Source organism: Moraxella sp. CTOTU48268 (assembly GCF_032069585.1).
GTDB lineage: Bacteria > Pseudomonadota > Gammaproteobacteria > Pseudomonadales > Moraxellaceae > Faucicola > Faucicola cinerea.
Window position 1 is genome coordinate 1,927 of record NZ_DAMALV010000048.1, and the last position, 12,026, is coordinate 13,952.

Sequence of the window (12,026 nt, forward strand, 5' to 3'; positions counted from 1 at the left end):
GCATCAACGCCACAAACCACCCTAAACGCACCATCAGCTATGCCTGATAGCGCCCAGCCGACCAACCAAAAACCTGTACTACTGCAAATTCGTCATTTATCCAAATCTTATGGCGATACCCAAATTTTGCAAAATATTAATCTAGATATTTATGACGGGGAGTTTTTGACGCTGCTGGGGCCTTCTGGCTGTGGCAAAACTACCCTACTACGCTTGATTGGCGGATTTGAGCTGCCCAATGCCGGTAGTTTGCAGTTAGAAGGAGTTGATATTGCAGGCTTACCTGCGGAAAAACGTCCGATTAACACGGTGTTTCAGCAGTATGCCCTGTTTCCGCACATGAATGTGTACGACAATATCGCTTATGGACTAAAACTTAAAGGCGTGCCCAAAACCGAAATCGACCAGCGCGTGCGTGAAGCGCTGGCAATGGTGCAACTTGACCATACCATCAATCGTCGTCCGCAAGATTTGTCGGGGGGTCAGCAGCAGCGTATCGCCATCGCCCGTGCCGTGGTGAATCGCCCAAAAATGCTGTTACTTGATGAACCTCTATCAGCGCTCGATGCCAAACTACGTGAGCAAATGCAATCAGAACTCAAACGCTTGCAGCGTGAACTGGGTATTACCTTTGTATTTGTGACCCATGACCAACAAGAAGCCTTGTCGATGTCTGACCGGATTGCCGTCATGAAAAACGGCGTATTCCAGCAAATTGATACACCCATTGGCATCTATGAATCGCCTGCCAATTTATTTACCGCAAGCTTTATTGGCGAAACCAATTTGTTTAAAGGTAAAGTGCTAGAGGTCAATCCGTCCACTATCAAAGTGGAAGTGGTTGAGCAAAATGACGGCTTTCATCCTATTCGTGAATTACCGCGGCCAAAATTTGACGTGCAAGTCGGTCAAAATGTCAACTTACTGCTGCGTCCTGAAGATATCCGCGTGTACTACACCCATGAAGGTCATGAAGGCTTAATCGGTAACGTGGTAGACAGTGCTTATAAAGGCAGCACATTAGATTCTGTGATTCGATTAAAAAACGGTAATATTGTCAAAACGTCAGAGTATTTTAACGAAGACGATCCAAATTTTAACTATAAACTGGGTCAAGAAGTGCGTATTGACTGGGTCGATGGTTGGGAGTGGATTTTGCCAGATGAATAATACTACTTCACCTTCGACCTCTAGCGTTTCGACTGCTACCGCGCCTGCCCCTGTTATGACAAAGCAAGGCGGGCGTGGCTTTCAGCGTGCGACCCTGTTTGTGATTTGGGCATGGTTGATTATTTTTGCCCTGATTCCCAATATCTTGGTGATTGCTGCCAGTTTTTTGACCCGGGATGAAGATAAGTTTTTAACACTGCCGGTCACCATGGGCAACTATATTCGCTTGATTGATCCGCTTTATTTAAAAGTGTTTTTGCATTCGCTGTCAATGGCAGGGATGACGACCATTATCTGTTTGCTGCTCGGTTATCCATTTGCCTACCTGGTCAGTAAAGCGGATAAAAAATGGCAGTCACTGTTGATGTTATTGCTAGTGATTCCGTTTTGGACCAACTCATTGGTGCGTCTGTATGCGGTGAAACTCATTATGGCGGCCAATGGTCTACTCAGCACCACGCTGATTAACCTTGGGCTTATCAACGAGCCACTGCAAATTTTATATACCCAAAAAGCTGTGATTGGCGGTTTGGTGTATTTGCTGTTTCCGTTTATGGTACTGCCCCTGTATGCGGTATTCGTGGATTTGCGTGACGATTATATTTTGGCATCCAAAGATTTGGGCGCGAACAAGCTACAAACCTTTTGGCACGTGATTTTACCGCTCACTACACCAGGGATTATCTCAGGGGTATTGCTGGTACTGTTGCCTGCCATGGGCATGTTTTATGTGGCGGATATCTTGGGCGGTTCACGCAACTTGCTGGTGGGTAATATCATCAAATCGCAGTTTTTGGATGCCCGTGACTGGCCATTTGGCGCCGCGGCGTCTGTGCTATTGACGCTTGCCATGGCATTGCTGATTATCGCGTATCGAGCCAGCAGCAAACGCATTGGCAAAACTGACTACAACGAAGTGGCATAAGGGGGACGCTATGTCTAATACTATGAAATGGCTGTCTCGCCTGTATTTGACCATCGTATATCTGCTGATGTTCTCGCCGATTGCGGTGATGGTGATTTTCTCGTTTAATGCCTCAAAAGTCGGCTATCAATGGGGCGGTTTTAGTAGCCATTGGTACAGCGAGTTATTTAGTAATGCCGCGATGGTACAAGCTGCCATCAACTCGGTCATACTGGCGGTAGTGGCTGCGACGATTTCTACTGCGATTGGCGGTTTGACGGCGTTAGCGTTACAGCGTTATGACTTCAAAGGTAAATCAATACTACAAAGCTTGCTATTTGTGCTGATGATGTCGCCTGAGATTGTGTTGGCGATTTCGCTATTGGCGTTATTTTTGATTGTGGGGATACAGCTGGGTTTTGTGACGTTGCTAATTGCGCACATTACCTTTTGTCTGCCCTTTGTGGTAATTACGGTGACTGCGCGTCTATCTAGCCTCGACACCCGCGTGTTGGAAGCGGCGCGTGATTTGGGTGCCAATGAATTTACCATGATTCGTACCGTGCTTGTACCGATTATTTTGCCTGCGATTTTGGCGGGCTGGGTGCTTGCCTTTACCCTATCACTTGATGATGTGGTGGTATCGACGTTCAATACAGGACCTGAGTTTGAGATTTTACCATTACAGATTTATTCGATGGTGCGTGTCGGGGTAAAACCTGAAGTCAACGCCGTTGGTACAATCTTGCTCGCAATCTCACTACTGGGTCTGATTATCTCGCAGTTATTACTTGCCAAAAAGTCGATGAATTTACCATCGACCCAAAAACGTTAAGGAGACTTATATGATTTCTCGGATGCTCAATAGAAGACGTTTTTTAGGGTATGGCTTGGGTGTTGGCGGCGCCGTTTTAACAGGGGGGCTGGCAAGTAATCTAACGGGTTGTCAAAAAGCGAGCGAAACCGCGGCTGCGCCTACTGCCAGTCAAAGTGGCAAGGTCGTCAATGTGTATAACTGGACTGAGTATATCTCTGACCAAGTGCTTAAAGATTTTACCGCAGAGACAGGTATCGACGTTATTTATAGCACCTTTGATTCTAACGAAGCCATGTATGCCAAGCTCAAACTCATGAATGGCAGTGGTGAGTATGATGTGGCGTTTCCGGGTACGGATTTTGTCGATAAAATGCGTAAAGAAGGGATGCTTGAGCCGCTTGACCATGCCAAATTAACCAATTTTGGCAACCTCGGCAAAACCTTTATCAATGCCCCTTTTGACCCTGAAAACAAGTTTAGTATCCCTTATCTGTGGGGCTCATCAGGCATTGCAGTCAATACCAAACGCATCAATAAAGCAAGCTTGAGCAGCTGGAATGACTTATGGAAGCCCGAGTACGAAGGGCGCGTGATGCTGATGAATGACATCCGTGACGTGTTCACCATGAGTCTATTGACCCTTGGCTATAACGGCAGCACCAAAAACCCTGAAGCCATCAAACAAGCGTATGAAAAACTCACCAAACTGATGCCCAATGTGCGCACCTTTAATTCAGATGCACCGCGTATGCCGTTTATGGAAGGGGAAACTTACTTGGGCTTGGCTTGGAACGGTGAAGTCATCATGGCGCAAGACCAAGGGATGCCAGAGCTCGACTTTGTGTATCCAAAAGAAGGCGCTATTATGTGGATGGATAACATGGTCATCCCCAAAAATGCCAAAAACAACGATAACGCCCATAAGTTTATCGATTTTATCTTGCGACCCAAATACGCCGCCATGATTAGCGAAGAAATCGGCTACGGCTCGCCCAACGAGGCGGCTAAAAAAGAAATGCCACCTGAGCTTGCCAACAATCCAATTGTGTATCCGCCAGCTGATTTGCTAAAACACGCCATGTTCCGTGAAGACGTAGGCGATGAGATAATGGCGCTATATCAGCAGTATTGGGATAGGCTCAAAGTGGATATGTAACAGACACATTGGTAAAGAGCGGTACTAAAAAATGCACTAAATAAAGGAGTATCTGTGAAATCAAAAATAGAAAAGCTTATATTAGGGTTCTCATTGCTACCGCTATCGTTATCAGCTGTCGCCTATGATAAAGCCGATGAACGTATCATTGACCAACATATGCAAATCGTGGTGGATAGCATCAAAGCCAAACAAATCGCGCCGATTATGGCGTTGATGCCGCCGCAAATTTTTGTGGTGATCGGTGAGCGTTTTGATATGGATGCTGCTACCCTCAAAACCCATATGATACAAGCAGCAGATGACACTTTCAAAGATATGGCTACCGCCAAATTTAGCTATCGCTATAATTTGAGCAAAGCCAAAGTCTATCAGTCGACCACTGGGCGCGAGTATGTGATATTCCCGACAACATTCACGATGGATGATATCACTATCAACAGCCATGTCGTGGCGATTCAAGATAAGGTGGATGACGTTAACAAATGGTATATCGTACGTATCGAATCCCCTGCACAAATTGAGTTTATCAAACAAGCTTATCCTGATATCACTGATATACAAATCCCAGAGTAAAAGAGTAAAAATTTAACAGTTTAAAAGCGAAAAAAGCGGGCTTATGATTAAGTCCGCTTTTTTTACCCTAAAAATCTGCTTAGCGCATGGTGACAAACTCTTCTGAGCCAGTCGGATGAATCGCGACGGTATCATCAAAGTCGCGTTTGGTTGCGCCCATTTTGATAGCAACAGCAAAACCTTGAATCATCTCATCGACGCCAAAACCTACGCCATGCAAGCCCACCACTTTTTCTTCCTCACCCACACAAATCAGCTTCATGTGGCACGGCTCACGGTGCTTGGTCACTGCACTATACATCGGGGTAAAACTGGATTTATAGACTTTAACCGCATTGATGCCATAGCCTTTGACCGCCTCTTCTTCACTCAGCCCCACAGTACCAATCGGTGGATGGCTAAAAATCACGCTCGGCACTAGATTATAGTCCAAATGCTCATTGGGTTTGTTGTTAAATAAGCGCTCAGATAATCGACGACCTGCTGCCACCGCCACTGGGGTCAATTGAATACCATGTTCGATGATGTCGCCGACGGCATAGATACCTTCGACATTGGTATTTTGATAGGCATCGACTTTAACAAAGCCTTGCTCATTGACTTCAACGCCCGCTTTATCAAGATTGATGGTATCGGTTGCAGGTGCGCGACCCGTTGCCCAAATCAAACAATCCACCGTCAAGGTCTCATTGTTTGACAATTCAATGCTCAATGAGCCATCCTGATTTTTGCTTACTTGTTGTGGCAGCAATCCATAATGAAATTCAATACCATCATCGTGCATGATATGGGTGAGCGTGGTGACAATGTCGGCATCGAAGTTTTTAAGCACCCGCTTGCTACGCACAATCAGATGGGTCTTTGAGCCCAATGCATTCATCACGCCTGCAATCTCAACACCGATATAGCCTGACCCCACAATCGCTACCCGCGGTGGCAACTCGGTCAAGTCAAAAAAACCATCCGAGTCAATACCCAACTCTGCCCCTTCAATGGCTGGGCGAACAGGTCGACCGCCCATCGCTAGCAAAATATGGTCAGCGGTAATGGTCTCTATTGTGCCGTCATTTTTATACACCTCAACCGTATGTTGGTCGGCAAATTTGGCAAAACCATGAATCACATCGACTTGGTTATTTTTGAGGCCATTGTTGTAGGACTGATGAATACGGGTGATATAAGCTTGGCGACTTTGTACCAATTTGGCAAAGTCAAATTGTTTAACATCCAAATCAAAGCCATAGTCAGGCGCATAATGATGGATCGCTGCTGCCATATTGGCGCCATACCACATCACTTTTTTGGGCACACAGCCCACATTGACGCAAGTACCACCTAGCTGCTTGGCTTCAATCAAGGCACATTTTTTACCATAGCTGGCAGCACGGTTGATGGATGCAATGCCCCCTGACCCACCACCAATCGCGATATAATCATAATGTTTGCTCATAATTCTTCCTGTTTTTTGGTCATTTTCAAAATTATATGGGGTTATTCTACCAAGTTTTGGTGGTTAGAAAAGTTGTTAATTCTCACCTTTCTCATTGATAAAATAAAACAAATTAGCGTTTTTTCTGAATATTTTTAATGAAAAAGGTTTAAACACCCTTGCCTCACCGCAAAAGGCATCAGATAAAATCGGGTTTTTTTCGGTTGGCAAAATTCAATCTGCTGTGCCATTAACTGCGTGCTTAGTGTTGGGACAATCAGCCAAGCTTCATCGGCATCAAACTCACTGGCGTAGGTAAGTAGTTGGTACATATCTGCCAAGCTTATGTCGTTGAAAGTAGCAGTTTGTTTCCATTTTACATCGGCGATAATGAGTTTATCGGCAGACTTTAGCCAAATATCGGGTTTGATGGTTAACCCTTGCTGCACGGTCAATGGCTGTCTTTTTTGCTCAACTAGCTCAAAATTCTGTGCTGCAAATTGTTCTTGGATTTTCCTGCCCACCCATTTTTCAAAGGCAAATGGCATATTTACCAGCCAAGTTGGGGTCAAAAACTGCCCTTGGTTACTGGCTTGTTGTAGCGTCAGCAGCGCATAACAAAAGCTGATAAAAGTATAATTACGCTGGGCAAGCAGACTGGGCAACGCGGTCAACTCTTGCAGCGCTTGAGAAAATAAGATGTCGTATAAGTCTTTGGCAACGGTACCCACTGCTTGCCACTGAGGCGGTAATGGGAAAGCCATGCTGCCAATCACCCGCTCGATGGTGGTTTTTACCAAGCGATTGCCAGCGGTATCCATCGCAAAATTTTCAGTCTGGTGATAAAACTTATGCGGCTGGTGGAAGTTATGCTGCAATTGCTCTTTGATTAGTAATTTACCCTGCAGATAGGGCTGATTTCGCTCAAATTGCTGATATTGCTGATTGGGCACATACTGGGCAAACCCCTGCCAAAAATACGCTTGCAGCCACTCGCTAAGCGACAGTGAATGATTGATTGATGGAGGATTGGGGGCTGGAGGATTGATGAGTAGTTGATTGGCTAGATTGGCTAACGACTTGGGCAATAAGGCTTGCCACACTGCTATCAGCATCTGTTGCACCCATTGACGGGTTTGGGTAATTTCATCGACATGGGTGATTTGGGCTTGTGCAAGTTTTGGCAAAATCTCAACTTGCCCGCCACTGGGCAACCCAATCACACCGATATAGTGGCGCACTTTGAGTTGCCACCGCTGCTGTTTACGCTCAATGCGAAACACGTCAAAATTTTGCTCGATAAGCCAGTCAAAATCCTGTTCATTGTCAAAATCTGCCGCTGTCAGGTAACTATATTCAAACGTGATGATGGCTTTCATTGGGTGCTTTGATAGATTGCAAGATAGCTATTTGGGTCACCAAGCGCCTGGGTATGGATGTCAAAACCCGCTTGCTGCGCCATAAATCCAGTTGCTTTTTTGTTATCAATCAGCCTAATAAAGCGTTGCCCAAAGATTGCTTGCAGAATTTGTCCATGGTGCTGGCAGGCTTGCGCTACTTGCGGGATGATGGATTGGCTAAATCCAGCGCTTAACGCTGGCAGCGAATCAATATCCCACAAAAAACTATGCCCTAACTGACTGTCTTTTGCCAAATTCTGCGAGATTCTTTCATTGAGTGCGGTCAACAATTTGGCTAAATCGATCTCAATCCCATTTGCCATGACTTTACCCAACAGCTGTGGCTGTGGTCGACATTCAATAAATTCAAAACGGCGACGAAATGCCATATCGAGCGGCGCCAATGAATGATCTTGGCTGTTCATGGTGGCGTAGATATCGACATTGCTAGGCACACTAAACGGCTGACGCGAATACGCCAAATTCACCGACAGGCTATCTGTCTGTCCTGCACGTTTGGTCGGTTCAATCAAACTCATCAATTCCCCAAACACGCGGGCGACATTGGCGCGGTTGATTTCATCAATCAACATGGCATAACGGTGACTAGGGTCATGTTTGGCTTGTTGACACAGTCTAAGAAATGCCCCTGACTCAATGCGATAGCTCATCTGCCCATTGTCCGCGATGTGGGGACGAATGCCTTCGACAAATTCTTCATACCCATACGCTTGATGAAAACTGACAAAACTAAAGCGTTCTAGCTTTGGCTGTAAATAGTTGGGCTGAAACTGGCTCTGAATCGCCGCTTGGTAATCATCGAGTTTGTTTTGCAAGTCTGCTAATAACGGCAAACTGTCTGCTAATAAAAACCAATTACTGCTATCGTCTTTATCAAAATACGATTGACTAGCGCGGCTTGTTTGCTTCACCGTCAGAGAGTTTGGATGACTAAATCGCTGTAATGTTCCCCATACGGTTTGACTCAAATTTTCATTACCCTCTCTTAGCGCGGCTTTTTGTAAAAAAAATGGATGCTGCATGATTTCTGGTACTTTTAATAGCAACTTACCTTTTTTTCTTTCTTCTAAAAATACTAAGCAAATCACCTCTAGCCAATTCATAGGCTCAACTAATGCTTTGAGTAAATCATCGGCATTGGCTACCGGCAATAACTCGGTATATTGTTTGGCGATTTGTTGCAGTCGGTAGGTCTTGCCTGTCCCTGCTACGCCCGTATAGATGATATTTTTTGCTGGCTCACTCATGACAGATTATCACTCACGATGGTCATACCTGCCGCTTTTGCCGCACGCGTACCACCGGTTAAATGGACGATATCCCGATTTGGGTCAATCTCATTGAGCAAAGCGACAGCTTTGGCGGCTTTGCTGCCACCACCGCATAGTACATAGATAGTGCCATCCGTGGTTGCCAATAACTCTGCCGTCAGCGTATCCAAGGGTTGGTTTTTGGCAGACTCAATATGTCCTTGCGCAAATGCTTTACTATCCCGCACATCCCAAACGGTATCGTTTGCGGTGGCAAAAAAATCGGTAATGGCTAGTTCACGAATCATGGTTACCTCTTAATTTTTAATGTCTATCTTGTGATGGCTTATTATGGATAAGCTGACGAAATTTATCAAATCAGCGATTAATAACCAAATGTTTGCATCACCTTAACTATTTTTATCAAGTTGATAGCAAATTATGATTTATAATTCATTCCAATATTTTATGTATCTTAATTTTCACTTAAACTTTTATTATCTAAGGAGGGATGACATCATGACAACCGCTTCAACCGCACACCCTGATCATCAGCATATCGCGCTACGCAATGACCCAAAGAAGGTCGCCGTGGCATCCATGATTGGTACGGCTATTGAGTTTTATGATTATTACATTTATGCCGCTGCGGCGGTATTGATTTTTAATACCCAGTTTTTTGATAAAACCGATGAAAAAGCGGCGATGCTTTACTCGCTTTCGACGTTGGCATTGGCGTTTATTGCCCGCCCTTTCGGTTCAGCGTTATTTGGTCACTTTGGTGATAAACTCGGTCGTAAAAAAACCTTGGTGGCCTCTCTGCTCACGATGGGTTTATCAACTGTAGCGATTGGTTTGCTACCGACTTATGCCCAAGTAGGCGTCATTGCCCCATTGTTGTTATGTTTACTTCGTGTGGGTCAAGGGATTGGGCTTGGCGGTGAATGGGGCGGTGCTGCTTTGGTCGCCACCGAAAATGCGCCAGAAGGCAAACGTGCTTGGTATGGTACTTTCCCGCAGTTAGGCGCGCCGATTGGGTTGTTTTTAGCCAATTTAGTGTTCTTTTTACTCAGTTATTTTTTAGGAAAAGATGCCTTGGTCGAGTGGGCATGGCGCATCCCGTTTCTTATTTCAATCGTGCTTGTAGGGGTGGGTCTTTGGGTACGTTTAAGCCTGCATGAAAGCCATGTATTCCTTACCGCTGAAGCCGAAGGCAAAAAAGTTAATGCCCCTGTGTCAAAAGTCATTACCCAATATTGGCGTCCGATTATGCAAGGCACATTCTTGATGGCGATGACTTATGTAATTTTTTATATCATGACTGCCTTCGTACAAGCCTATTCAAAAAGCCCGGCAAAATTATCTTCTTTTGGCTTCCCAACAGGGTTAGGTATTGCCCCAAATACCTTTACTGGCTTTTTATTGGTCGCTGCGATTGTGTTTGGTATTTTTACCAGTATTTCAGGGGTTGGCGCTGACAAAATCGGTCGTAAAAAATGGCTGATTGGCGTGACTATATTATGTATGGTGTTTGCCTGCTTTATGCCAATGCTGCTCAGCAATGGCACACCAACCACGGTATTTATTTTCCTCATTTTGGGCATGGCATGTATGGGTATGTCGTTTGGTCCAATGGCAGCGCTATTACCAGAGCTGTTCCCCACCGAAGTACGGTATTCAGGTGCGTCACTGGCTTACAATCTAGCGGCGATTGTGGGTGCATCGATTCCTGCGATTTATGCCATCAAAATCAACGAGCAATATGGCATGAAAGGTGTGGCTATATATATTGTTATTAACGGTTTGATTTCTCTCATCGCGTTATTCTCCATTAAAGAAACCAAAAATATTGATTTGATGGACTAAATACTGATACCTAAAAAACGCTAGCAAATGCTGGCGTTTTTTTTGCTTTATCTATATATAATAAAACTTTGAATGCTATGAGAAAAACAATGAAACCGAAAAAACGCTGTGAATGGTGCGGCACAGACCCACTTTATCAAGCTTACCACGACAATGAATGGGGAAAGCCCAGTTATGACGACCGCCATCTATTTGCCATGCTGTGTTTAGAAGGCATGCAAGCGGGACTCAGCTGGATTACCATACTCAAAAAACGCGAGCGTTATTACCAAGTATTTGCTGATTTTGACCCTGCAATTATCGCACAGTTTGATGATGACATGGTCGATAGTCTCATGACCGATGCGGGCATTATTCGCCACCGCGGTAAAATCAAAGCCATCATCAACAATGCCAAATGCTATCTAAAAATCACCCAAACGCAAGCTTTTAGCGATTATCTTTGGGCACTGTCGCCCAGTGGCTTGGCAAAAATACCACAGGATAATCACCCAAAAATTTTTGCTGATATCCCCACCAACACTGAATATTCAGATAAGATGTCAAAACAGCTTAAAAAAGACGGGTTTAAATTTGTGGGCTCGACGATTTGCTATGCGTTTATGCAAGCAGTCGGTATGGTGAATGACCATGTAGCGGCGTGTGATTTTCGGTAAGCGGGTTCAATAGTCAACAGTGGATAACCTATTTCTCGATGCTACAGATTTCTCGATGCTAAAGCCCCCAAAATAGGCTAAAACTAATCAAAATCAATACCAGTAAAATGCTTTGAACCAATAAAAAATGCTGATGGACTTTGAGCAATCCGCGCAAACTGATGCCATAATGACTGACATTTTTGAGAGAATAGCTTTGAAAATCCACCAAGCTGCGGCGATGATATTGTGACCGCATGACCTCGACAAACTTATCAGCCGCTGCCGCTTTTGACCCAGCTGGCAATACAGGTAAAAACGCATTGATAACATCTTCATGCGTTTCTGGGTTATTGATATTGACCATCAACATTTGCCAATCTTGAAACAGCCGTTGTTCGATGACCCCTTTAGACTTGAGCGTGACATCGCGGTTGCGCCCATCACGCTGAATGTTACCAAATAATTGCTCAATCGCTGATTTTTCGCCTTCAATGTACTGAAAAAAATAGCCATTACCAAAGCACAAAAAACCGGTAATTTGATGGGCAAGGTTCTCACGCTGTGCCACCGTCATGATATCAGACAGCGTTCTAGGGGTTACGCCAGCTTTCAACGTCATACGGCTCACATAAGTTAGATAATGAATTTGCCCCAAGCAGCACCTCAGTCTTTATGGTTTTACAATTTTTGTTCAGCGCAATTTTAACAATTTATTACATACTTAGCCATCCATTAAATCAAGAATATTAGGTTGTGTTGAACATTTAATATACAAAAGAACATAATGAGGAAATTTTGA

12 protein-coding genes are annotated in these 12,026 nt (G+C 44.6%); 7 read left to right on the forward strand and 5 right to left on the reverse strand.

What is annotated here, in order from left to right; genetic code table 11:
• From potA to RT143_RS11330, 5 genes are all read left to right on the forward strand, one after another.
• Positions 1-1,170: spermidine/putrescine ABC transporter ATP-binding protein PotA (potA, locus tag RT143_RS11310; protein ID WP_409519717.1), on the forward strand; the 1,170-nt coding region annotated here is incomplete at its 5' end.
• A gap of 55 nt (positions 1,171-1,225) precedes the next feature.
• Positions 1,226-2,095, forward strand: coding sequence for a spermidine/putrescine ABC transporter permease PotB (potB, locus tag RT143_RS11315; RefSeq protein ID WP_313093142.1), 870 nt, complete (start codon positions 1,226-1,228; stop codon positions 2,093-2,095).
• A gap of 10 nt (positions 2,096-2,105) precedes the next feature.
• Entirely contained in the window at positions 2,106-2,909 is an 804-nt protein-coding gene (potC, locus tag RT143_RS11320; RefSeq protein WP_313093127.1) for a spermidine/putrescine ABC transporter permease PotC, read from the forward strand.
• A 10-nt stretch (positions 2,910-2,919) separates the two neighbouring features.
• Entirely contained in the window at positions 2,920-4,047 is a 1,128-nt protein-coding gene (locus RT143_RS11325) for an ABC transporter substrate-binding protein (RefSeq protein ID WP_313093128.1), read from the forward strand.
• A gap of 54 nt (positions 4,048-4,101) precedes the next feature.
• Positions 4,102-4,623, forward strand: a complete 522-nt coding sequence (locus RT143_RS11330; RefSeq protein ID WP_099808310.1) for a hypothetical protein — start codon at positions 4,102-4,104, stop codon at positions 4,621-4,623.
• 79 nt (positions 4,624-4,702) lie between these two features.
• Here the strand turns inward: RT143_RS11330 and gorA are convergent, their stop codons facing one another.
• The 4 genes from gorA to RT143_RS11350 form a co-directional block, all read right to left on the reverse strand.
• Positions 4,703-6,073, reverse strand: coding sequence for a glutathione-disulfide reductase (gene gorA, locus RT143_RS11335; protein ID WP_313093130.1), 1,371 nt, complete (start codon positions 6,071-6,073; stop codon positions 4,703-4,705).
• Between the two features lie 134 nt (positions 6,074-6,207).
• On the reverse strand, positions 6,208-7,431 hold the full coding sequence (locus RT143_RS11340) for a 5-methylcytosine restriction system specificity protein McrC (RefSeq protein ID WP_313093131.1): 1,224 nt from the start codon (positions 7,429-7,431) through the stop codon (positions 6,208-6,210).
• Complete coding sequence (locus tag RT143_RS11345) at positions 7,428-8,720, reverse strand: McrB family protein (RefSeq protein ID WP_313093133.1); 1,293 nt, start codon at positions 8,718-8,720, stop codon at positions 7,428-7,430. Before RT143_RS11345 ends, RT143_RS11340 begins: the two co-directional genes overlap by 4 nt.
• Positions 8,717-9,031 (reverse strand): rhodanese-like domain-containing protein, encoded by a 315-nt coding sequence (locus RT143_RS11350; RefSeq protein WP_313093135.1) that lies wholly within the window; start codon positions 9,029-9,031, stop codon positions 8,717-8,719. The genes RT143_RS11345 and RT143_RS11350 overlap by 4 nt, the downstream gene beginning before the upstream one ends.
• A 208-nt stretch (positions 9,032-9,239) precedes the next feature.
• Between RT143_RS11350 and RT143_RS11355 the strand changes: the two genes are divergently transcribed.
• Positions 9,240-10,589 carry an MFS transporter gene (locus RT143_RS11355; RefSeq protein ID WP_409519718.1) on the forward strand — a complete coding sequence of 450 codons (1,350 nt, stop codon included), beginning with the start codon at positions 9,240-9,242 and terminating at the stop codon, positions 10,587-10,589.
• 89 nt (positions 10,590-10,678) lie between these two features.
• Complete coding sequence (locus RT143_RS11360; RefSeq protein ID WP_313093137.1) at positions 10,679-11,245, forward strand: DNA-3-methyladenine glycosylase I; 567 nt, start codon at positions 10,679-10,681, stop codon at positions 11,243-11,245.
• 58 nt (positions 11,246-11,303) lie between these two features.
• Here RT143_RS11360 and RT143_RS11365 read toward each other — a convergent pair whose 3' ends face one another.
• Positions 11,304-11,882 (reverse strand): BLUF domain-containing protein, encoded by a 579-nt coding sequence (locus tag RT143_RS11365; protein ID WP_313093139.1) that lies wholly within the window; start codon positions 11,880-11,882, stop codon positions 11,304-11,306.
• Between the last annotated feature and the right edge of the window lie 144 nt (positions 11,883-12,026).

What these genes read in the sequence shown, in the direction of transcription:
- gorA (WP_313093130.1), bottom strand. Translation starts at nt 6,073, where the DNA reads ATGAGCAAACATTATGATTATATCGCGATTGGTGGTGGGTCAGGGGGC.
- RT143_RS11350 (WP_313093135.1), bottom strand. Translation starts at nt 9,031, where the DNA reads ATGATTCGTGAACTAGCCATTACCGATTTTTTTGCCACCGCAAACGAT.
- RT143_RS11325 (WP_313093128.1), top strand. Translation starts at nt 2,920, where the DNA reads ATGATTTCTCGGATGCTCAATAGAAGACGTTTTTTAGGGTATGGCTTG.
- RT143_RS11360 (WP_313093137.1), top strand. Translation starts at nt 10,679, where the DNA reads ATGAAACCGAAAAAACGCTGTGAATGGTGCGGCACAGACCCACTTTAT.
- RT143_RS11340 (WP_313093131.1), bottom strand. Translation starts at nt 7,431, where the DNA reads ATGAAAGCCATCATCACGTTTGAATATAGTTACCTGACAGCGGCAGAT.
- potC (WP_313093127.1), top strand. Translation starts at nt 2,106, where the DNA reads ATGTCTAATACTATGAAATGGCTGTCTCGCCTGTATTTGACCATCGTA.
- RT143_RS11345 (WP_313093133.1), bottom strand. Translation starts at nt 8,720, where the DNA reads ATGAGTGAGCCAGCAAAAAATATCATCTATACGGGCGTAGCAGGGACA.
- potB (WP_313093142.1), top strand. Translation starts at nt 1,226, where the DNA reads ATGACAAAGCAAGGCGGGCGTGGCTTTCAGCGTGCGACCCTGTTTGTG.